This window comes from Rudaea sp. 3F27F6 (genome assembly GCF_005503555.1).
Taxonomy (GTDB): domain Bacteria; phylum Pseudomonadota; class Gammaproteobacteria; order Xanthomonadales; family Rhodanobacteraceae; genus Rudaea.
The window spans coordinates 268,822-289,757 of sequence record NZ_SCNG01000003.1; the positions used below are offsets into that span (position 1 = coordinate 268,822).

The following is a 20,936-nucleotide window of genomic DNA, read 5'->3' on the forward strand; positions in this document are numbered from 1 at the left end:
GATCAGCATGTCGCAGAAAACGATCTTGAACGAAACGCACCGTGCGCTCGGCGCGAAAATGGTCGACTTCGGCGGCTGGGACATGCCGCTCAGCTACGGCTCACAGATCGAGGAGCACCACGCGGTGCGCCGCGACGCCGGCATGTTCGACGTCTCGCACATGACCGTGGTCGATCTGCACGGCGCGCGCACGCGCGAATTCCTGCGCCATCTGCTCGCGAACAGCGTCGACAAGCTCAAGGTCTCGGGCAAGGCGCTGTACACCTGCATGCTCAACGAGCAGGGCGGCGTGATCGACGACTTGATCGTCTACTTCCTGACCGAAGATTTCTTCCGCATCGTGGTCAATGCGGCGACGCGCGAAAAGGATCTCGCCTGGATCGAGAAGCAGGCCGCGGCCTTCGCGGTCAAGGTCACCGAGCGGCCCGATCTGGCGATGATCGCCGTGCAGGGCCCGAACGCGCGCGCCAAGGTGCAGTCGCTGCTGTCGCCCGCGGTGCGCGAAGCCGCGGCGAAGATCGGCAAGTTCAGCGCCACCGAAGGCGACGATTTGTTTATCGCGCGCACCGGCTACACCGGCGAGGACGGCTACGAGATCATCGTCGCCGAGAAGGACGCCATCACTCTATGGAATAAGCTCAAGGACGCCGGCGTCGTCCCGGCTGGCCTCGGCGCGCGCGACACGCTGCGTCTCGAAGCCGGCATGAATCTCTACGGCCAGGACATGGACGAGACGATCACGCCGTGGGAAGCCGCGCTCGCCTGGACCGTCTCGCTCGAACCGGGCCGCGACTTCATCGGGCGCGCGGCGCTGGAGAAACAAAAAGCCGAGGGCGCCAAGCGCAGCCTGGTCGGCCTCGTTATGGACGAGAAGGGCGTGCTGCGCCACGGCCAGCGCGTCGCCACCCGCCAAGGCGACGGCGAAATCCTTTCCGGCACTTTTTCGCCGACGCTGGCCAAGGCGATCGCTTTCGCGCGCGTGCCGGCCGGCGTGACCGACGGTGTCGAGGTCGACATCCGCGGCAAGCTCGTGCCGGTGCGCCTGGTCAAGTATCCGTTCGTCCGCGACGGCAAGGCCTGTGAAGGCATCTGACCGCGACGGAAGGGCGGCTGCGTGCGTCGGATGTTCGCGCGCGCCCGTGCCGTGTAAAATTCCCCCCAGCGATTTCCCCCGAACCGTTACCACGCAGGATTGAATCCATGAACGAAATTCCCGGCGACCTGAAATTCATGAAGACCCACGAGTGGGCGCGCGTCGAGGACAACGGCAATGTCACGATCGGCATTTCCGATCATGCGCAGGGCCTGCTCGGCGATTTGGTCTACGTCGAACTGCCGAGCGTCGGCGACGAGGTCAAGGCTGGCAACGCCTGCGCTGTGGTCGAATCGGTCAAGGCCGCGTCGGACGTGTACGCGCCGGTATCGGGCGAAGTCGTCGCGGTCAACTCCGCGCTCGGCGACAAGCCCGAGACGATCAACGAAGACGCTTATGGCGAAGGCTGGATCTTCGTCGTCAAGCCGTCCAACCTCGCCGAGGAATCCGAAGAGCTGCTCGGTCCGGACGACTACGCCGAGTCGATCGAAGACGACGAGCACTGATCGCTCGCGGCAAACCGTTTCGCCGGAAGGGCGCGTCGATCGACGCGCCCTTTTGTTTTGCGGCGACGCTTCCCCTTTCCGCATCCACGCCGCCGCGATGCCGACAGCGAGCGGCGCGAACCGGATTGAAGACCTTGCCGGCGGAACGGCCGTCGCAGCGAAGACGGATCAGCACAACGCGGTGCGTCTGCATCTGGAAGGACGATTGCGCTCCCGCCCTGAGGCATGCAGGCAAAGCATGCGCGGTGCCAAGGCGAACTCGAACGCCCACGCGTCGGAGATTGCCCGGCGGCGAAGAGTGCAACGGCAGTGTCCGGCCGAAGAGAGCGTGCCGACGCGGGCGTGCAGAACGCATGCACGCTACGCGGCGCGATCCTCGGCGTGAAGCGCCGGAGCTTGCGCCACCCTTCGTTCGGCGAAGTCGCGCCGCGAGCGCCGTACTCAGCGACCGATGCCGTCGAGCAGTTCATCACCGACGTCGGTAGCGTCGGCCGCCGCGCTCGGCGACGAATATCGGGATAGCGGAAGCATCCTCGTCGTCTGCGCGACCGGAACGAAGACGACGGATGATCCCGACTGCTCGATCGACGCCTCCAAGCGCGCGTCGATCTGAAGTCTCCGTCGTCGAGGACGATGCATCGACGATGATTTTCGGCGCGGAGCGAGTGCGAGCGGAAAGTATACTTCTCGCAAATTCGCGCAAATCGGATCGAAAATCGTCTCTTTCGGGCGGCGAGTGAAAAAAATTTTTCGTTCGCCGCCACCGCCGTTCAGATGCCGTTGCCGTAGACGGCACGTGACGGGAAGTCGGAGCGCAAGATCGTCTTCGCCTCGGCTTATACTTTGGCAAAAATGCAAATAAGATAAAAGTATAGCGAGTGCTTCCCTGCGATAAGCCCTGCGGACCGCATCAAATCTAGCTTTTTTCGATCTGCTCTTCGTGCGTGCATGCGTCGGTGACGCGGATGCGCAAAAGTGATCGAATGTAAATGGACGTCCAAACGCTTATGCGTGCGCGCGACCGTGGCGGCCGGCGGACGCCGCAAGCGGCGCTGCGATGCGGTGTCTGCCGGTTTCGACGCCGTGCGCGATAGCACAAATCTGTTGACAGCAAAACACTTCGGGAATAATTTTTGCGCCGTCGTTACACCTGCACATGGAATCCATGACGGCGGCGAAGTTTGTAAAGCCTTACATCGAACACGGCAGCAAGTCCGAGGCCGTGAAGAAAGTGACGGTCTCCATACCGCTTCACGTACTCAAACTTCTCTCCGATGAACGCACCCGCCGGCAGGTGAACAATCTCAGGCACGCGACGAACAGCGATTTGCTGGTCGAAGCGTTTCTGCATGCTTTTACTGGGCAACAACTACCAACTGACGAGGAGCTAAGACGCGATATGGCTACGAAGAAAGCTGCAAAGAAGGCACCTGCCAAGAAAGCTGTGAAGAAAGTTGCGAAGGCCAAGGTTGTGAAGAAGGCCGCGAAGAAGGTCGCCAAGAAGGCTGCCAAGAAGAAGTAAGTTTCATCCAGCAACACCTTTTATATAGTTGTCTGACTGCGGATCCCGGCTTTACGAAATATCAGGATCCGATGTTCACCGGATGCGAGGTTGGCATCCGGTTCTCAAAACTAGAAAAGCGATACCCCGTTTTACCTCTCTCCGCGAAATGCCCAGCGCGGAGAGAGGCCTTAAACGGACCTCTCCAGGAGCGACCGCTCCGCACTCCCTATCTGTTCAGACGACGTGCGCACCCGATGCGTGCGGCGATGCCGCTTTGCCGCAAATTTCTTGCTGCTGTCACGGCCGCGCAATCGCAATCTGTTTAGGTTCGAGTCAGAAACATGACGCTCGTCAAGGAATCGTGACCGCATAACGTGGTATCCATCGCACTTCGCAAAAACAGGGGGCGAGGTCGTATGGCGAGCGGTCGTAAGGGTTCCGGACTATGGATCGCGTTGCTGGGGGTTGCGGTGATCGCAGCTGCCCTGGCGTATTTTTTCTTTTTCAGAGGTGACTCGGGCGGGCTGGCGTCGTCGGCTCCAGGGGCGGCCAAGTCTGCCACCGCACCGGCGACACCGGCGGCAGGTACGCCGGCGGTTCCGGGCGGCGAAGCCGCGCAGCGCACCGATCTGACTATCGGCGATTTGTTGCGCAACGCGGGCACGGCGGTCGCCGAAGGGCGGCTGATCGACCCGCCGGGCAACAGTGCCGTCGATTTCTATCTGCTCGTGCTCGGCCGCGACGCGAACAACGCGGCGGCGCAGGAAGGCCTGCGCGAATTGTTCTCGCTCGCCGCGGGCGAGATCGAACAGAAGATCAACTCCGGCCAGATCGACGAAGGCCGGCGCGCGATCGATCTGCTCGGCAAGTTCGACGCGAACAACTACACGCTGACGATCCTGCGCAACAAACTCGATCTGAAGAAAAAGCAGATGGATCGCGAACAGGAGAAGCGCGATCAGGACAAGGCGCTCGCGGCGAACGCAGGCAAGAACGCGACACCGGCGGCGACGTCGCCGACGGCAACGCCGACGCCCTCTGCGGAAACCAAGCCGGCCGTCGCCGAAGCGGCAAAGCCTGCCGCGGCACCTGCGGCGACCAAGGCGGCGGCACCGGCAACACCGGCCGCGACTCCGGCCGGCGAAACGCGTGCCGCGGTTCTGGTCAGTCAGCCGGCACCGCGCTATCCGGCCGAGGCATTCCGCTCGCGCCAGGAAGGTTGGGTCGAAGTGGCCTTCACCGTCGCTGCCGACGGCAGCGTCAAGGACGGCTCGGTCATCAGCGCGAATCCGCCTCGCCTGTTCAACACCGCGGCATTGCGCGGCATTACCGACTGGAAATTCCAGCCGCGGCTGGAGAACGGCAAGCCGGTCGAGCAGCAGGTGCGTACGCGCATTGAGTTCAAGCTGCCGAACCAGTAAGAGGTCTCGTTTTTCCCAAGTGCATCGCACGTCGTTCCCGCAGAAGCGGGAACGACGGATGCTTACCGTATCTCTTTAGCGCTTGCGCCCAGCGACGACGCGTGCGCGCTTCGGCGCGGGCGTTGGGGCGTCGAGCCCGGCCCAGTCGACTTCAGGCAGGCCGAGGTAGCGGTCGAGCAGCATCGGCAGCAGGCCCGAGGGCAAGGCGGTTTCGCAATTCCACAACATCACCGTGCCGAAGCGCGTGCGCGGGAAGAACGCGATCATCGAGTGATAGCCCTTCACGTAACCGGCGTGGAAGACCAGCGTTTCGCCGGCATAGTCGAACACGCGCCAGCCGAGCGCGTACTGCGATTCACTGACGCGCATGCGGCGCCACGGCGCAACGCGGCGCTCGTGCGGCGTTTCGATCTGCGGCGTGTGCAACGTCTTGAGTTCGTCCGGCGAAAGCACATCGGGGCGGCCGCCCATCTGCGCGATCAGCCACTGGGTCATGTCCTTGATGCTCGCATTGATGCCGGCCGCGGGCGCGACATGGTAGTAGCCTTCCTTGTTCTCGAACGGCACCCAGCCCGCACGCGCACGCACGTGCGGACGCGCCCAGCTCGCGCTCGATTCGAGCGCGTCGCGGCCGTAGCTCGCGGTGGTCATGCCGAGCGGCGAGAAGATGCGCTTCTCGACCTGATGGCTGAAGAAGTCGCCGGTGGTCGCGTAGATGACGTCGCCGATCAGCGAGTAGGTGACGTTCTGGTAGCCGTAGCACTCGCCAACGTCGCAGGCCATCGGCACTTCTTTGAGGCGGTCTACGAGCAGCGGATAAGGCTCGTTCGCTTCGATCAGGCGGTCGTAGGTGTTGTGCGGCAGGCCGACGCGCTGACTCAGCACGTCGCGCACGGTGAGCTTGCTGCTCGCGTCGGTGTCGATCAGCTCGAACGCCGGCACGACGCTGGCCACGGTCGTGTTCCACGAGAACGCGCCGTCTTCGATGAGGATCGCGGCCATGGCGCTCGCGAATGCCTTCGACAACGAAGCGAGGCGGAACACAGTGTCAGGCGTGACTTTGAGGCCGGCCTTCGCATCCGCGTAGCCGAGGCCGCGCTGCATCAGAATCTTGTCGTCCTTGACCACGGCGACGGCGAGGCCAGCGATGCGATCGCCTTCCTCGACCTTGTCGAGCAGACGATCGAGATCGGCGGTGGAGGCGACCGCGTCGCCCGCGCTGCGCGCACTGTCGCTCTTGGCGACGGGGGTGATGTCCTCGGACTCGGTCTCTTCGGGAGCGGCTTCGCCGGCGGGCGCGCGCTTGGCCGTCGTCTTCGATTTGAGCACCGCTTTGGTCGGCGCTGCTGTGGCGGTGCCTTGTGCTTTGGCGGCGGTCTTCCCGGCCGGACCGTCGGAAGGCGGGTCTGCGGCCGTCAACGTGATCGGGGTGAAACTCAGGGCGGCAAGAATCAGCAGCGCGCGCGGTCGTAGGGCCATGTCTTGATCATCGGGTCGTGCTCCGTGCGTTGTGGAGTCTCCGATTGAGCTGCTGCGCTCGACATCTCGGTCGCCGGCGGCATGCGGAATTCCCGCGTACTCGAAGTACGCTCCGATTCCTCCATCCCGGCATCGCCGATCTGTATTCGCTCGCCACGCTTAATTCGAAGTTTCGTTGTTGTTGCGCGGGGCACAAATCCGGACAAAAACCCCGTGCTATGCTCTCGCACGGGGCGCAATTCTAGCGCCAAAAAACGGGGAAGATGTTATGTCTGCACTAATAGTCTTGGCCGTTATTGTCGTCGTCGGCTTCTGGCTCGTCGGCATTTACAACGGTCTCGTCACCGCACGCAACGGCTATAAAAATGCCTTCGCACAGATCGACGTGCAACTGCAGCGCCGCTACGACCTGATCCCGAATCTGGTCGAAACCGCGAAGGGTTACATGAAGCACGAGCGCGAAGTGCTCGAAGCGGTGACCGCCGCGCGTGGTGCGGCGATGAACGGACTGGCCGCGGCCAAGGCGAACCCGGGCGATCCGTCGGCCATGCAGAACCTATCGGGTGCCGAGCAGCAACTGCAGCAGGCGCTGCTCAAGTTCAACGCGGTCGCCGAGGCCTATCCCGACCTCAAGGCCAATCAGAACATGATGCAGCTGTCCGAAGAGCTGACCTCGACCGAGAATAAAGTCGCGTTCGCGCGCCAGGCCTACAATGACGGCGTGCTGTTCTACAACAACAAACGCGAAGTCTTCCCGAACTCGATCATCGCCAACTCTTTCGCGTTCGCACCGGCGACGCCGCTCGAGATCGAGTCGCCTGAGGCGAGGAAGGCGGTCAAGGTGTCCTTCTCCTAAGAGCCGGGATTTGGGATTCGGGATGGGTACAAGCCGGTAGCCGCAATCGGTCTTGGTTTTTGCTCTCCCGAATCACCAATCTCGAATCTCCAATCCGCGCTTCTCAATGAACTTCTTCGAGCAGCAAAACCGCGCCCGCACGCAGACGCGTCGCATGCTCGTATTGTTCGTGCTCGCGGTCGTCTGCATCGTCGCCGCCGTCGATCTGGTCGTCATGGTCGCGTTCGGCGCGACGGGCAACGGCCATCGACAGGCCTATCGCGCGGCCGCCTCGCCGCAGACCGGCGTGCTCATCACGACCACTCTGATTGTGCTCGCGGTGATCGGCGGCGCGATGCTGTACAAGATTTCGACTCTGCGTGCCGGCGGCGGCGTGGTCGCGCGCCAGCTCGGTGCGACTTTGATCGATCCTCACGATCCGGTCATTGCCGCAAACTTTGCCTACAAGCGCCTGCGCAACGTCGTTGAGGAAATCGCGATCGCTTCGGGCGTGCCGGTGCCAGAGATCTACGTCCTCGAAGACGAGCCCGGGATCAACGCCTTCGCCTCGGGCTACACGCCTTCCGATGCTGCGGTGACGGTGACCCGCGGCTGTCTCGACAAGCTCACGCGCGACGAACTACAAGGCGTGATCGCGCACGAGTTCAGCCACGTGCTCAACGGCGACATGCGCCTCAACATCCGCCTTATGGGCGTGCTGTTCGGCATCCTCGTCATCGGCATCGTCGGCAGCAAGATGCTGCAGTGGAGCGGGCGCAGCCGCGACTCGAACTGGCAGGTGTTCATCGGCATCGGCCTTCTCGTTATCGGCTCGATCGGCCTGTTCTTCGGCCGCCTGATCAAGGCCGGCGTTTCGCGCCAGCGCGAATACCTCGCCGATGCCTCGGCCGTGCAGTTCACGCGCCAGTCGCAGGGCATCGCGGGCGCGTTGAAGAAGATCGCCGGCCTCGCTGAAGGCTCGAAGCTGCAGACGCCGGAAAAAGAAGAAGCCGCACACATGTTCTTCGGCGACGGCATCGGCTACTCGGCGCTGTTCGCCACGCATCCGCCGCTGCACAAGCGCATCCTCGCCATCGATCCGCGTTTCGATCCGCGCGAACTCGAGGAAATCGCCAAGGCCTGGAGTACGCCGGTCGAGGCGGTCGACGCCGAAGGCTCCGACGTTTCGATCAGCGGTCTTGCGCCCGCCGGCAGCGCGCGCAGCCGCGACGAAAGCGCGCCGCCGGCGGACGCACTGCCGCAGGCCGGCGCGGCGATCGCGCTGACGCCGAAGAAAGTCGTCACCCAGGTCGCGCACCCCGGTTCGGACGACTACCGCACCGCGAACGCGATCCACACGACGATCGACGACGCCCTGCGCGCATTCGCCTACTCGGCCGAGCGCGCGCCGCAGGTCGTGCTCGCGCTGGCGCTCGATGCGGGAGCCGAAGTGCGCGCCAAACAGCTCGCCCTGGTCGAGAAGTACTTCGGTGCGGAAACGCGCGCCGGCATCGAGGAAATCGCCGCCGACATCGCCAACCTGCACCCGATGCAGCGCCTGCCGCTCGCCCAGCTTGCGTTCCCGGCGCTGCGCCGGCGCACGCGCGGGGAACTGCAGACCTTCCTGATCGTGCTGCGTCAGCTCACTCAGGCGGACGGACGCGTGCAACTCGAAGAGTACTGCTTGGCGAAGCTGGTCTCGCTACAGGTGATCGAGGCGCTCGATCCGTCGAAGACGAATCCGGTCGGCACCGGCAAGCTGACCGAATGCGTCGCCGAAATCTCCAGCGTCGTCGCCATCGTCGCGCGCTACGGCAGCGACGATGCCGCCGAAGCGATGCGCGCCTTCAAACTCGGCATGCACGAAGTGCTGCCCGACGCGCGCACCGACTACGCGCCGCCCGAGGATTTCGTGCGCATTCTCGACCTCGCCCTGCCGAAGCTCGACCGGCTTATGCCGGTCGGCAAGGAACTGCTCGTGCGCGGCCTCACCCGCGCGATCGGCGCAGACGGCATGGTCAGCGTCGCCGAAGCCGAACTGCTGCGCACCGTCTGTGCGGCATTGCATTGTCCGCTGCCGCCGCAGCTTGAGCAGGTCATGTGAGTGACTTGGTGACGTGAGTTTGTTTCTTTGCGGCGCTTGGGTTTAGTTCCTGATTCCTTATTCCTCATTCCGCGTCTGGCAGATATCTTGTTTCTTGTTTTTGTGCTCGTCATTCCTGCGGAAGCAGGAATCTAGCTCTTGTCTTCGCTCGTCATTCCCGCGCGCTCTTAGCGGGAATCCAGCGACTTTGCTTTTTGCTTTTCTTTAAGAGCAAGGCTTCCACTCGCCCTCCGGGCGAGCGGGTAACTTTCTTCGCTTGTGCAAAGAAAGTCATCAAAGAAACACACCCCAGAACATTGCGCCCTTCGGGCTCCTGCCCGAAGGGTCCGCGCCATCGGCCGGGTTCCGCTAATTACACATCCGTGTGCAATAGCGGAATCGGCGCGATCCATCGCGCCGACCCTGCGGGCCTTATCGACCGCTGCCGCCGCAATGTAATGGGGACCAGGAGAAGCAGGAGCAGCGCGCATCGTGCGCGCCCAAGCAACGGCCGTCTTCGTAGGTGGCGGCTTTTGATCCGTCTTTTGATCTCGGGTCCCCGTCAGCCGCGGCGAGGGCATGACGGAATCGCCCGTAGGGTCGCGCGCAGGATGCGCGCGAGTTCGCGAATGGACACGGATGTCCATCGAGCGAACCCCGGCATGACCTCGCGAACCCGGAGCGCGTAGCGCGAAGGGCGCGGCTCCCGAGGTGTGTTCTCTTTGGTTACTTTCTCTTGCACAAGCAAGAGAAAGTGACCCGCTCGTCCGCAGGACGAGTGGAAGCTCTGTTCTTAAAACACAAAAGAACCAAAGCAAAGTCGCTGGATTCCCGCTAAGAGCACGCGGGAATGACGAGCAAAAAGCCTGAATGGCCGGCCGCCACCGCCGAACCAAAAAGCCCCCGTCAGCCGTTCGTATACTCAAACACCTTCACCACCTTGGCCACCCCCGCGACATTGCGCGCAATATCGGCCACGGCGTCGGCTTCCTCACGACTGACCAGTCCCATCAGGTAGACCACGTTGTTGACCGTGGTCACGTTGACTCGGCTCGGGTCGAAGTCCTTGATGCTGGTGATGTTGAGCAGGGCGGTTTTCACGCGCGCGGTCATCGTGTTATCGGCGCGGCGGTGCCAGAAGCCGATCGGGTCGTCGGTGACTTCGATCTCGTTGACCACGCGCTTGATGCCGTCGAGGTGTTCGACGAGCGTTTGCGCGCGCTGCTTGAGTTCGACGCTGCCGACTTGGCCGCAGAGCAGCAGGCTGCCGTTGTAGACGACGCTGTGCACGAAGTTGCCGTCGCTGACGAAGGCCTTGTCGCGGTTGATCGCGTCGCCCGCGCGCAGCGCAAGGCGGCGGTCGTCGAATACGGTGCTGGCGTCGCGGCGGTCGTGGGCCACGCCGACGCCGGCGGCCACGCCTGCGCCGGCCACGGCGAGCAGGCAGCCCTGTAGCAGCGGCACGGCGATGAGGAGAAGAAATACAGTTTTATACAATGCGCGATTCATGGCGGGCACGATGGAGAGCGGTCGATACGGTTGCGCGTCGGCGGTGACTCACGGCTGAATACGCGCCGTCACCATGCTTCGAAGGCATGGCGCGTCCAGTCGAAGGCCGGCTGCTGCGGCGAGCCGCTGCAGCCGATCACATCGAAGCGGCAGGGCAGTCCGGCGAACCGCGCGTGCGTCTGCAGAAAAACCTGCGCGGTCTGCACCAGCTTGCGCTGCTTCGCGGGTCCGACCGAGGCAGTGCCGCCGCCGCGGCTCGCGTCGTCGCGGTAGCGCACCTCGACGAAGACGAGCATGTCGCCGCCGCGTGCGCTCCGATCGAGGACGATCAAGTCGATCTCGCCGTAGCGGCAATGAAAATTGCGTGCGACGAGTTCGAGCTTGGCCCTCTGCAGATGCGCGAGCGCGGCGCTTTCCCAGAGTTCGCCGATCGCGCGGGCGGTCATGCGCCGATCGCGCTCAGGGCGTCGGCGGATTGCTGATCGTCAGGCTGCCGCTGACCGGAGTGGCGACGCCGTCGGCAAAGCGCGCCCAGGTGAGCAGGCGCTGGATGCGTCCCGAGCCGTCGTTGCTGAGCTGGCCCGTGGCGCCGGGCAGATAGGCGTCGCGCCGCTGACTCATCCAGTCGAGGTACGGCGCCAGCGCGTAGGCGTCCATGCCCATCGCGAACAGGCGTGCGCCGGCACCGCGTGCGCTTTCCAGCGAGTTGGCGACGTCGCCGTGCTTGGGCAGGCCGACGACGGCGTCGAACAGCCACGGCGCATCGCAGAATTCGACGCCGTCGAGATCGCGGTCCATGCCGGGATTGGTCAGGCCGCCGAAGATGTGCGAGGTGGCGAAGATCGGCAGGTTCGCATAGCCGGCGAGTTTGATCTGCGGCACGAGCAGGCGCGCCTGCTGCGGCAGCATGCTGATGAAGACGCCGGTGTTGGCGAAGCTCGCCGTGTCGGCGGGCGCCGGTGTCGTCGGCGGCGGCGCGGCGATGCTCTGCGCGGGCAAGCCGGCCAGCGCGCTACGCACGTTCGCGGAAAAATTCAGTTCGCCGCTCTTCAGGCGCGTCTCGCCGAGGATGCTGCCGTGGCCCGCTTCGAACTGGGCGCGGAACGCGGCGGCGGCGCGTTCGGCCCAGTCGGTGTCCGCGGCGATGATCGCGGCATGGGTGATGCCGCGGTCGAGCAGATGCTGCGCGGCCTGTGCGCCTTCGGTGTCGGGGTTGAGGCCGAACGCGGCGCTGCCGGGCGGTGGGGTCTCGCCGCGCTCGGGCAGATTGAGCGCGAGCACGGGCGCGGGCAGCGGGTTCTGCGCGAACACGGCGGAAACCGCGTCGCGGCGCAGCGGTCCGATGACGCGGTCGGCGCCTTCGGCGATCGCGCGCTGGTAGGCGGCGACCGCATCGGCCGCGCTGTTGCCGGCGTCGTAGACGCGCAGTTCCGGACGCGGCGTATGCGTGTCGGAGAAGTATGCAGCGAAAACGCCGTCGCGCACCGGCTGCGCGACGGCCTTGAGCTGACCCTCGATCGGCAGCAGCAGGGCGATCGCGCGCGCGGGACGGTAGCCTTCGCCGTTCACCGCCTGTCCGGCGCCGAGCGTACCGACCGGTTGGCCCGGCTGGTCGATGGTCTGCGGCAGGGCTTGTCCGGCCGAGCGCAGCGCCTGGTCGATGTACGCACGCAGCGCGTCGCCGGGCAGCAGGGACGTGCCTTGCTGCTTCAGCGTTTCGGCGCCGAGGCTCGCAAGCGTGGCGACGATCTGCGCTTCGTTCTGTTCGCGGTCCTTGCCCTGCAGCGACGGATTGAGCGCGAGGCGCGTGCGCGCGCTGCCGAGTGCGTCGCCAGTGAGTGCTTGCGCGCGCGCGCGCAACTCGAACGCGCGTAGGCGCAGCGGTCGCGGCAATGCGGAGTCGTCGAAAGTGAGCAGAGTCAGCGCGCGCTGCGCGTCTTTCTTCGACAGCGCGACTTCGGCTTCGAGCAGGTCGAGTCGCGGCTGCTCCGTTTCGGGCAGGCGGCGCGCCTTGACGCCGTCGAGCGCCCAGGCCACGGCGTTAAGATTGCCTTCCTCGCGGAACGCTTCGGCCGCGCGCAAACGGTAGTGGTCGCGGTACTCGCGGTCGTTGTCGGCGATGTCCATGAAGGCCCGGCCGGCACGGTCGAACTCGCCGTTCTTGTACCAGTGCTCGGCATCGGTCGCCGCGGGAACATTGTCGCTATTGCCGGTCGTGCCGAGTTCGGCACAGCCGGCGAGCAGGAATGCGAGGCCGATGGCGGCGAAAAGAAGACGCGAGGCGCGGCTCGTCGTGCGCATGAAGAAGTCCGTCGGGAATCCGCGCGCATGATAGCGGAAGCGCGGTGGCGGCTGCTGCGCTGCGGCTACACTATGGCACGGATCACAAGGTGGACGATGAACAAGCACGACGCCAACCCGGCCGCAGGCGCAGGCATGCTCTTCGTCGTTGCGACGCCGATCGGCAATCTCGACGATTTGACGCCGCGCGCGCGCGCGACGCTCGCCGCGGTCGATTTGATCGCCGCCGAGGACACGCGCCACAGTGCGGCGCTGCTGCGCCACCACGGCATCGCCACGCACTGCGTCGCTTTGCATGAGCACAACGAGCGCGAGGCCAGCGCCGATCTGGTGCGCCAGATCCAGGCCGGAAAGCGCATCGCCCTGATCAGCGACGCGGGCACGCCGCTGGTCAGCGACCCCGGCTACCGCCTCGTGCGTGCGGCGCGCGAAGCGGGCGTCGCCGTATCGCCGATTCCGGGTGCCTGCGCGGCGATCGCCGCCTTGTCGGCGGCCGGGTTGCCGTCCGACCGATTCGTGTTCGAGGGCTTTCTTGCAGCCAAGTCGGCCGCACGGCGCGCGCATCTGCAGACGCTACGTGCGGAAACGCGCACGCTGATTTTCTACGAGTCGAGCCACCGCATCGTCGAGATGCTGCGCGATCTCCTCGCTGAATTTGGCGAATCGCGCAAGGCGGTGGTCGCGCGTGAGCTGACCAAGCAATTCGAGACCGTGCTCGACGGCACGCTCGGCGAACTCGTGGCGCGCGTCGAAAGCGATGCCGACCAGCAGCGCGGCGAATTCGTCGTCCTTGTCGAAGGCGCCGACGAGGACGATGCCGCGGCACGTCTGGTCGAAGGCCAGCGCGTCTATCGGATTCTGAGCGCCGAGCTGCCGCCGAGCCGCGCGGCCAAGATCGCCGCCGAGATCACCGGCGCGCCGCGCAAGCTGCTCTACCTGCAGGACTAATACGATACGCGCAGGGTCAGGGACGCATTCGCCGGCGTGCCGTAGTACGTGTTGTCGTACTGGTCGAGCACGTAGTACTTCTTGTCGAATAGGTTGTTGGCATTGAGCTGCAGCGAAACGTTCGGGCTGAACTGATAGCGCGCCATCAACGACACCTGGGCCAGACCGCCCTGCTGCAATATCTGGCCGCCGCGCGGCGAGCTGACAAAGGTGCTGCTCGCCGATTGCCAGTTGATGCCGCCGCCGAGAGCGAGGCCCTCCATCCAGCTTTTCGGCGTCCACGTGACGAAAGTGCGCACCAGGGTGCCCGGAATAAAGGTGCGCACGGGTTGTCCCGTGCCGTCGTGTATAAGCGTGCGCGACCAGCCGAAGGAACCTTGCCATTCTTCGCTGAAGCGGCCGGCGAGCTCGAACTCGAAACCACGCGACCGCGTGCCGTCGATGGCGCGCGACGCTTGCGAGCCGTCCGGCAGCAGCACCGGCGCGCCGGTGACCGGGTCGAACACCGGTCCGGCGACGTTGTTCTGCAGAGTCTCGAACAGGGTCAGCGAACTAGTGAGCCGGCCGTTGAAGTGTTCGCCCTTGACGCCGAGTTCGACGCTGCGGCCGTTGATCGGATCGAGATAGTGGCCGTTGACGTCGCGGCTGTTCTGCGGCTTGAAGATGCCGGTGTAGCTCGCGAACACCGAGTAGTGCTCGCCGACGTCGTAGACCAGGCCGGCATACGGAATGGTCTTCTTGAAGTCGTAGTTGGAAAGATTGGGCGTGTCGTAGAGATAGAACGAATCGACTTTCCACGTCGCGTAGCGCGCGCCGACGATCCACTTCAGCGAATCGGCGAGGGAGAAGCGCGCCGCCGCGTAATATCCGTTCTGCGTCGTGCGAATATCGCTGAGCGGCGTGCCTTGCGCGGCGAAGTTCGGGCGCGGATACGAGCCATCCCATTTGAGGAAATTGCCGACGGGGGTGAGTTCGCCCGGATCGAACACGAGACCGGTATTGGTCGCGCGCGATCCGTTATAGCCGAGCACGAGTTCGTGCGTGCGCCCGAACAGGTCGAACGGACCCGAGGCATACAGATCGAGAGCGCGCTCGATGATGTTCTGGTGATCTGCGTAGGCCGAGGGCTGTAAACCTTCGCCCGTCACCCGGTCGGGAAAACCGGAGACGTAGAACAACTCGCTGTCCTGGCGATAGCGCCGCCAATTGAGCGAGGCGTGCAGCATCCAGTCGTTGGCGAAGGTCTGGCGCAGTTCGGCGAAGGCGGTCTCGGTGCGCCGGTTCCAGTAGCTCCAGTCGGGCGCCGTGGTCATTGAGCGCGGCCAATTGGCGAACGTGCCGTCGGCAAAGAACAGCGGAAACGAACCCCAGGTATTCGAGCGCGGCCGGTTGTCCTGGCGGTCGAAGCCGAGCGAGAGCAGGGTCGACGGGGTCAAATCCCAGTCGACGATGCCGTAGAGCACGCTGGTTTTCTTGTGGTACAGCGCTTGATAGGAATCGCGATCTTCGTAGACGGCCACGCCGCGCGCGCGCAGGCTGGCATCGGCGTTGAGCGGAACTGTCGCGTCGATTTCGCCGCGCGCATCGTTCCAGGAACCCGCGGTGAGATCGACCGAGACGGTCGGCGAGCGGCTGTCTGCATGCTTGCGCACGAGGTTGATCGACGCCGCGGGACTGCCCGCGCCGCTCATCAGGCCGGTCGCACCGCGCACGACTTCGACGCGGTCGTAGAGCGCGGTGTCCAGGGTTTCGTTGATCGATCCGGTATTGAAGTTCGAGATTGCCGGCACGCCGTCGACCATCAGGGTGTCGATCAGGAAGCCGCGCGCATAGAACAGCACGCGTTCCGAATCGTAGGCATCCGAATAGATGCCTGCGGTGTTGTCGAGAACCTGGCGCAGCGACGTGAGATTCTGGTCGTCGAGGCGTTCGCGCGTGATCACCGTGAGCGATTGCGGCGTCTCGCGCGGCGAAAGATTGAGTTTCGTCGCCGCGTTGCTGTTTCTGACCGCGTATCCGGCCGTATCGTTGCCGGTGACGACGACCGAGTCGAGTTCGACGGTCTTCTTATCGGAATCGTCGGCCGGTACGTTGTTCGCCGCGGCGGTTTCCGCGGCTGCATCGGCCGAACCGATTGCCGCGGCGAGTGCCAGTGTCAGCGCGGCGGTCCTGCATCGAGGCAGAGCGGGAGGACGGAAAGCGATAAAACGAAGCAGGGCTGCAGTCATGATCTTGTGGGTCGAGGGGGGAAAGAGGGCGGCCGCGCTATCCGCGGCGTCGGCAGAGTTCGCGCGACGCGATCAGTGCGCGGTGGCGCGTGGCGCGCGCGGCCGGCGATGCGCGCGCCGCTTGCGCCACCACAACACGACGCCGGTGACGCTGAGCGCCGCCACGGCGACACCGAGCAGGGACACGAGCACGCGCCCGGTCGTGCCGATGATCCGGCCCGAATGCAGCGGGAACTGCGCCTGCAGGAACAGGTCGCCCGCGCTGCCGATGCCGGGAATGATTTCGCCCGCCGACGTGCCGTCGCCCGCGTTGAAGTAGAGCCACGGATTGCCGAGGCCGCCGTCGCCGTGATCGTTGCCGGCGTCGAAAAAGCCGACGCCGTACACGCCGTATTCGGCGGAATGGAACAGCGCACCGGGCGGCGCCTGCCAGCCGCGTTTGGCCGCTTCGGCCTTCGCCAGATCGAGAATCTGCGTGCGCGTGAATTTCGGTTCGATCTGCTGCTCGGGCGTCAGCGGCGTGCGGCTGTCGAACGGATTCGGCGACAGCGTCGAGAACGCCGAGACGATCGGCACGACGACCTGCGAGCGCAGGTTCATCGACACCGCGGTGACGGCGAGCACGAGCAGCAACAGCCAAATCCACACGCCGCCCGAGCGGTGCAGATCGAAAGTCAGCGCCTGGCCGCCGCGGCTCCAGCGGAACGCGAACGACTTGCGCCACGAGCGCGGATGCGGAAACGACAGCAGCAGCGCGACGAAGGCGTCGAGCACCCAGACGATCGCGACGATGCCCATGAACAGCATGCCGACGTCATAGCCGCCGACCGGCGGCAGTTCGAGGCTGTAGTGCAGCTTGTACAGAAACGGCAGCAGGTTCTCGCGCGTCAGCGACGGATCGCCCCAGAAGCGTCGGCCCTGCTCGGCGCCGCTGACCGGATTCAGCGCGACCTGGTTGTAGGCGATCTCGAACGGTTTGCCGGTCGCTTTTTCGAAACGCGGCTCGACCCACACTTGCAGGGTTTCGCCCTGCTCGGCGGCGAGCGGAAGATAGCTGACGCGCGCGTCGGGATGCGCGGCTTCGACGGCATCGGCGAGTTCGAGCGCCGAGCGGTGCGTGCCTTCCTGCGAACGGTAGAGCGTCGGATTGAGCGCGGCGTCGAGTTCGTGATCCCACGAGATCACCGCGCCGGTGGCGCCGGCGATGAACAGGAACACCGCGGTAAACAGACCGAACCAGCGATGCAGCAGACCGAGCGCGCGGCGCAGGGAGGGAACGAATTTCCCGCCTGCGGCGCGCGCGGAAACGGAAGCGCCGGGTTTGCCGGCGGCATCCGTCATCGGACGAAGAGCAGGACTGCGCATCAGTAGCGGACGTCGGCGGTCAGCATCCATGTGCGCCCAGCCGCCGGCACGGCATAGTGGTAATAGACCTTGTCGTAGTAGAGCTTGTCGAACAGGTTTTGCAGATTCAGGCGCAGGCCGAGGTTGGGCAGCACCTGCCACTTGGCCATTGCATCGAAGCGCCAATAATCCGGGATATGCCGCGTCGGCGTGCCGTAGTAGCCGACCTGTTCGTCGCGATAGTAGGCGCCGCCGCCGACCACGATGTCGGGGCTGACCTGATAGGTCGACCACAGGCTGAAAGTATTGCGCGGCGTATCGATCAGCGGACGGCCGACGCCGGCATCGGTGCTCGCGCCCTTGACCAGCTTGCCGTCGAGAAAAGAATAGCCGGCGGTGACGTTCCAGGCTTCGGTGATCGAGCCGTTCGCGCTCAGCTCGACGCCGCGCACATGCGTCTCGCCGATCTGCGACAGCACGCCCGGTGCGGTTTCCACGGTCGCGTTCTTGTGCGTTTCGTCGAACACGCTGCCGCTGAGCAGCAGGCGGCGCGAGAACAGTTCCCACTTGGTGCCGAGTTCGACGCTCTGCGTCTTCTCCGGATTGAGGCCCGACTTGGAGCCGGTGACGCCGTCCACGTCGCTGTTGACGAGGCTGGCCGGTACCTGCGAGGTGCTGGTCATCAGATAGATCGAGCCGGCTTCGATCGGCTTGAAGGTCAGGCTGGCCTGGTAGTTGAACAGCGTCTGGCGGTCCGATGCGTTTTTCGTCGGGTCGCTCGGCGAGCGCGTCTTGATCTGGTAATCGTCCCAGCGCAGGCCGAAGTTGGCTTTCCAATGCGGCGTGATGGTGAGCGTGTCGAACGCATAGAGCGCGGCGCTGCGTGTGGTGTAGTAGGTCTTCGCCGGATTGAGCGTGACCGTGCCGTTCCACGGATCTTTCGGATTCGGCCGGTACAGATCGGTGCAGATGTGCTGGCTGCGGCGTAGCGCGTACTGCGGGTCGCCGGGCAGGTAGCAGTTTTCGTTGTCCCACGGCGCCGCGCCGTCCGGCTGGGTGATCAGCATTCCGTCCCAGTTGCCGTTGCCGTGCTGCTTGAGGCGTTCCTGCGCCAGTTCGAAACCGAGATTGATGTCGTGCTGCACCGAGCCCGTGTCGAAGCGGCCGAACAGATCGGTCTGGCCGATGACGCTCTCGTCTTTCGCCGCGCGCGCGAGCGGCAGACGGTAGACCGAACCGTTGAGCGCGTTGCCGGCCGCGTCGTCGGGATTGGTCACGATGTAGTTGTTGACGTTGCGGTTGCCGCGCACCTGGCTACGCAAGGTGTAGCCGTTGTCGAAATCGTGCTCGAAGCGCGCCGACAGGCTGTCGGTCTGGTTGTCGCGAAAATCGCGCGCGAGCAGGCCGTAGAAATTTTTCGGATCGACGCCGTGCGTCTCGCTGATCGGCGTGCCGGTGTTGAGATCGATCGGCACGCCGAAGTCCGGCGTGCCGTGGTCTTCGAGGTGGTAGTAGCTGAGGATCAGGCGGCTCGGCGAGCCGAGGCCGAAAGTGATCGTCGGCGCGAAACCGGTCTTGTCCGCGCGCACCGCGTTGCGGCCCGGCACGCCGCCGCCCATGTTCATGACGTTGAAGCGCGCGGCGACGCCGTCGCTCAGCTTCAGGTTCGCATCGGCGGCAACGCGGTACTGCTCGGCACTGCCGTAGGTCGCCGACAGATCGACGAAGGTTTCGGCGCGCGCCGTCTTCGACACGAGATTGATGCTGCCGCCGCCGTTGCTGCGTCCGGCCATCGACGAATCGGGGCCTTTGATCACCTCGACTTGTTCGGTATCGAAGATGTCGCGGGTCTGGATGCCGACGTCGCGCATGCCGTCGAGATAGACATTGGCGGTCGAATTGAAACCGCGGATCGACGGACGGTCGCCGACCGGATTGCCGCCTTCGCCGGCGCCGAAGGTGATGCCTGGGACGTTGCGCAGCGCATCCTGCAGCGAGTTCGCGGCGGTATCCGTGAGCAGCGAGCGCGGCAGCACCGTCACCGACTGTGCTGTGTCGAGCAGCGGCGCGGTGAACTTCGATGACGCCGGCTCCGCGTTCTGGCCGTGCACGTCGACTTTCTCGAGCTGGGTCGCGCGCGGCTTCTCCGGCGTCGCCGCGGTTGGGGTTTCCGCCGTCGTGTCCTGCGCCGCCGCGCAGGTGCTGCCGAATGCGAGGGCCAATCCGATGGCGCGAGGGAGAGCGTTCTGCGGCGCGTCGAGCGCACAGCGATGCGGAGCTGACATGAGCAACCTTATGTGGAGAGAAAGCGAATGCATCGGACCCTGCGCGCTGCGTGGGGTCTCATTTAAGGTTATCTTAAATAATAATGATTCGCATTTACAAGCAAGAGCGATCGATTGACGTTTTGGCTCGTCGCGTCGCGTACGTTGCGGACTTGGGTCGGCGAAATGCAGCGATTGGGGAACACGGCTGTCGGCGCTGCGGCTGCGGGATCCCGCGCGCCGACGTTTCGCGCACGGCGCTGTATCATCTGCCAGAGCTACGCGGAGACGCATCCTTCGTTCCGCCGAGCCGCGCAGGCGACACACAGCGAACGAAACCGGCATGTCCGACTTCACCGTCCACTCTTTGCTGAAAACGCCGCTCGTCACGGTGCGCGACGTGTATTGCAGCGGCCGCTGCCGGCACAAAAGCGCCGAAGAATGCGCGAACGCCACGCATCTCGTCTTTCCGTACCGCGGCGTCTACGTGCGTCACGTCGGCCGCGACGAAGCCGTAGCCGACGCGAGCCAAGTATTGCTGTTCAATGCGCACGAAGGCTACAGCGTCAGCCATCCGATCGACGGCGGCGATGCGAGCCTCGTCGTCGCCGTGGACGAACACATGCTGCGCGAGCTGGCACCGGTCGATCTGCTGCACGAAGGCCTGCCGTTGCGATTCCGCAAGCAACGCCTGCGCATCGATGCGCGCGCACAGGCGCTCGTGGCTCTGCTGAGGCACAGCTTGCGTGAAGGCATCGCCGAACCGCTCGAAGCCGAAGGCCTCGCCTTGACGCTGGCGCAACGTGCGCTCGGGCCGCGCACCACGCACGCGGCGGCGTCGAGCGCCGGCCGCCAGCGCCTCGTCGATCGCGCCAAACTCGTGCTGACCGGCGATCTCGCCCGGCGCTGGACGCTCGCCGAGATCGCCGCCGAAGTCGGCGTCTCGCCCGTGTATCTGACCCAGAGCTTTCAACAGGTCGAGGGCATGCCGCTGTACCGCTATCAGTTGCGCCTGCGGCTGGCGCGTTCGCTCGATCTGATCGCGCACTGCGAAGACCTGACCGCGTTGAGCCTGGAACTCGGCTTTTCCAGCCACAGCCATTTCAGCGCGGCGTTCCAGCAGACCTATGGCCGCTCGCCGACGGAATTCCGCCAGGCGGCATTGCGCAAATCCGCCTGAGTCGGATCGCTAAAGATTCTGACAGCGCCTCTCTCTCGCCCGGTGGCTTAATGCCCCTGCCCGGACGTCGGGCGTCAACCGAGAGAGTGTTATGACTACCCAAACTTGTGCGGCTTGCGACTGCGAACTCGATGCCAATCCGATCAAGGTCAAGATCGGCGGCAAGACCGTCGAAGTGTGCTGCGAGGAATGCGCACAGAAACTCAAGGAAGCGCACGCTTCGGCGCAGGAGCAGGGCTGA

Annotated in this window: 17 protein-coding genes; 10 read left to right on the forward strand and 7 right to left on the reverse strand. The window is 64.6% G+C overall.

The features are described 5' to 3' along the window. Positions 1–7: 7 nt before the first annotated feature. The 5 genes from gcvT to FFS30_RS13830 all read left to right on the forward strand — a co-directional run bounded on the left by gcvT (position 8) and on the right by FFS30_RS13830 (position 4,524). Entirely contained in the window at positions 8–1,093 is a 1,086-nt protein-coding gene (gene gcvT / locus FFS30_RS13815) for a glycine cleavage system aminomethyltransferase GcvT (RefSeq protein ID WP_137913761.1), read from the forward strand. Between the two features lie 107 nt (positions 1,094–1,200). After that, positions 1,201–1,599, forward strand: a complete 399-nt coding sequence (gcvH, locus tag FFS30_RS13820) for a glycine cleavage system protein GcvH (RefSeq protein ID WP_137913762.1) — start codon at positions 1,201–1,203, stop codon at positions 1,597–1,599. A gap of 451 nt (positions 1,600–2,050) precedes the next feature. Continuing rightward, positions 2,051–2,212 carry a hypothetical protein gene (locus FFS30_RS23855; protein ID WP_171014610.1) on the forward strand — a complete coding sequence of 54 codons (162 nt, stop codon included), beginning with the start codon at positions 2,051–2,053 and terminating at the stop codon, positions 2,210–2,212. Between the two features lie 543 nt (positions 2,213–2,755). Continuing rightward, positions 2,756–3,121: a met regulon transcriptional regulator MetJ gene (metJ, locus tag FFS30_RS13825; RefSeq protein ID WP_343182330.1), complete on the forward strand. Its 366-nt coding sequence runs from the start codon at positions 2,756–2,758 to the stop codon at positions 3,119–3,121. A gap of 452 nt (positions 3,122–3,573) precedes the next feature. Next, positions 3,574–4,524, forward strand: a complete 951-nt coding sequence (locus FFS30_RS13830; protein ID WP_171014611.1) for an energy transducer TonB — start codon at positions 3,574–3,576, stop codon at positions 4,522–4,524. Positions 4,525–4,599: 75 nt separating this feature from the next. On the opposite strand, the gene FFS30_RS13835 is transcribed toward FFS30_RS13830, so the two are convergent. Further along, a complete protein-coding gene (locus FFS30_RS13835; RefSeq protein WP_137913764.1) occupies positions 4,600–6,003 on the reverse strand; it encodes a serine hydrolase domain-containing protein in 1,404 nt (467 codons plus the stop codon). Positions 6,004–6,271: 268 nt separating this feature from the next. Between FFS30_RS13835 and FFS30_RS13840 the strand changes: the two genes are divergently transcribed. Together FFS30_RS13840 and FFS30_RS13845 are read left to right on the forward strand one after the other, a co-directional pair. Continuing rightward, positions 6,272–6,859 (forward strand): LemA family protein, encoded by a 588-nt coding sequence (locus FFS30_RS13840; protein WP_137913765.1) that lies wholly within the window; start codon positions 6,272–6,274, stop codon positions 6,857–6,859. A gap of 154 nt (positions 6,860–7,013) precedes the next feature. Continuing rightward, a complete protein-coding gene (locus FFS30_RS13845; protein ID WP_249352451.1) occupies positions 7,014–8,942 on the forward strand; it encodes a M48 family metallopeptidase in 1,929 nt (642 codons plus the stop codon). 885 nt (positions 8,943–9,827) lie between these two features. On the opposite strand, the gene FFS30_RS13850 is transcribed toward FFS30_RS13845, so the two are convergent. From FFS30_RS13850 to FFS30_RS13860, 3 genes are all read right to left on the reverse strand, one after another. Beyond that, on the reverse strand, positions 9,828–10,430 hold the full coding sequence (locus FFS30_RS13850; protein WP_137913767.1) for a BON domain-containing protein: 603 nt from the start codon (positions 10,428–10,430) through the stop codon (positions 9,828–9,830). A 68-nt stretch (positions 10,431–10,498) separates the two neighbouring features. Continuing rightward, on the reverse strand, positions 10,499–10,876 hold the full coding sequence (locus tag FFS30_RS13855; RefSeq protein WP_137913768.1) for a YraN family protein: 378 nt from the start codon (positions 10,874–10,876) through the stop codon (positions 10,499–10,501). A 13-nt stretch (positions 10,877–10,889) separates the two neighbouring features. After that, a complete protein-coding gene (locus FFS30_RS13860; RefSeq protein ID WP_137913769.1) occupies positions 10,890–12,731 on the reverse strand; it encodes a penicillin-binding protein activator in 1,842 nt (613 codons plus the stop codon). A gap of 96 nt (positions 12,732–12,827) precedes the next feature. Here FFS30_RS13860 and rsmI point away from each other — a divergent pair, with 96 nt between their 5' ends. Continuing rightward, positions 12,828–13,679, forward strand: coding sequence for a 16S rRNA (cytidine(1402)-2'-O)-methyltransferase (gene rsmI / locus FFS30_RS13865; RefSeq protein ID WP_137913770.1), 852 nt, complete (start codon positions 12,828–12,830; stop codon positions 13,677–13,679). Here the strand turns inward: rsmI and FFS30_RS13870 are convergent. The 3 genes from FFS30_RS13870 to FFS30_RS13880 all read right to left on the reverse strand — a co-directional run bounded on the left by FFS30_RS13870 (position 13,676) and on the right by FFS30_RS13880 (position 19,536). After that, the gene (locus FFS30_RS13870; protein WP_137913771.1) at positions 13,676–15,907 is read right to left on the reverse strand and encodes a TonB-dependent siderophore receptor; all 2,232 of its coding nucleotides are present in this window, start codon (positions 15,905–15,907) and stop codon (positions 13,676–13,678) included. The two genes, rsmI and FFS30_RS13870, sit on opposite strands and share 4 nt — an antisense overlap. A gap of 72 nt (positions 15,908–15,979) precedes the next feature. Then, positions 15,980–17,248, reverse strand: coding sequence for a PepSY-associated TM helix domain-containing protein (locus FFS30_RS13875; RefSeq protein ID WP_212742476.1), 1,269 nt, complete (start codon positions 17,246–17,248; stop codon positions 15,980–15,982). A 23-nt stretch (positions 17,249–17,271) separates the two neighbouring features. Beyond that, complete coding sequence (locus FFS30_RS13880; protein WP_171014612.1) at positions 17,272–19,536, reverse strand: TonB-dependent receptor; 2,265 nt, start codon at positions 19,534–19,536, stop codon at positions 17,272–17,274. A 322-nt stretch (positions 19,537–19,858) separates the two neighbouring features. On the opposite strand from FFS30_RS13880, the gene FFS30_RS13885 reads away from it, so the two are divergent. Both FFS30_RS13885 and FFS30_RS23860 read left to right on the forward strand, forming a co-directional pair. Continuing rightward, complete coding sequence (locus tag FFS30_RS13885) at positions 19,859–20,695, forward strand: AraC family transcriptional regulator (RefSeq protein WP_137913773.1); 837 nt, start codon at positions 19,859–19,861, stop codon at positions 20,693–20,695. 91 nt (positions 20,696–20,786) lie between these two features. Beyond that, on the forward strand, positions 20,787–20,936 hold the full coding sequence (locus FFS30_RS23860) for a hypothetical protein (RefSeq protein ID WP_171014613.1): 150 nt from the start codon (positions 20,787–20,789) through the stop codon (positions 20,934–20,936).

Excerpts from the sequence above, each read along its gene's own strand:
- gcvT (WP_137913761.1), top strand. The coding sequence starts at position 8 with ATGTCGCAGAAAACGATCTTGAACGAAACGCACCGTGCGCTCGGCGCG.
- gcvH (WP_137913762.1), top strand. The coding sequence starts at position 1,201 with ATGAACGAAATTCCCGGCGACCTGAAATTCATGAAGACCCACGAGTGG.
- FFS30_RS23855 (WP_171014610.1), top strand. The coding sequence starts at position 2,051 with ATGCCGTCGAGCAGTTCATCACCGACGTCGGTAGCGTCGGCCGCCGCG.
- metJ (WP_343182330.1), top strand. The coding sequence starts at position 2,756 with ATGGAATCCATGACGGCGGCGAAGTTTGTAAAGCCTTACATCGAACAC.
- FFS30_RS13835 (WP_137913764.1), bottom strand. The coding sequence starts at position 6,003 with ATGGCCCTACGACCGCGCGCGCTGCTGATTCTTGCCGCCCTGAGTTTC.
- FFS30_RS13840 (WP_137913765.1), top strand. The coding sequence starts at position 6,272 with ATGTCTGCACTAATAGTCTTGGCCGTTATTGTCGTCGTCGGCTTCTGG.
- FFS30_RS13845 (WP_249352451.1), top strand. The coding sequence starts at position 7,014 with ATGCTCGTATTGTTCGTGCTCGCGGTCGTCTGCATCGTCGCCGCCGTC.
- FFS30_RS13850 (WP_137913767.1), bottom strand. The coding sequence starts at position 10,430 with ATGAATCGCGCATTGTATAAAACTGTATTTCTTCTCCTCATCGCCGTG.
- FFS30_RS13855 (WP_137913768.1), bottom strand. The coding sequence starts at position 10,876 with ATGACCGCCCGCGCGATCGGCGAACTCTGGGAAAGCGCCGCGCTCGCG.
- FFS30_RS13860 (WP_137913769.1), bottom strand. The coding sequence starts at position 12,731 with ATGCGCACGACGAGCCGCGCCTCGCGTCTTCTTTTCGCCGCCATCGGC.
- rsmI (WP_137913770.1), top strand. The coding sequence starts at position 12,828 with ATGAACAAGCACGACGCCAACCCGGCCGCAGGCGCAGGCATGCTCTTC.
- FFS30_RS13870 (WP_137913771.1), bottom strand. The coding sequence starts at position 15,907 with ATGACTGCAGCCCTGCTTCGTTTTATCGCTTTCCGTCCTCCCGCTCTG.
- FFS30_RS13875 (WP_212742476.1), bottom strand. The coding sequence starts at position 17,248 with ATGACGGATGCCGCCGGCAAACCCGGCGCTTCCGTTTCCGCGCGCGCC.
- FFS30_RS13880 (WP_171014612.1), bottom strand. The coding sequence starts at position 19,536 with ATGTCAGCTCCGCATCGCTGTGCGCTCGACGCGCCGCAGAACGCTCTC.
- FFS30_RS13885 (WP_137913773.1), top strand. The coding sequence starts at position 19,859 with ATGTCCGACTTCACCGTCCACTCTTTGCTGAAAACGCCGCTCGTCACG.
- FFS30_RS23860 (WP_171014613.1), top strand. The coding sequence starts at position 20,787 with ATGACTACCCAAACTTGTGCGGCTTGCGACTGCGAACTCGATGCCAAT.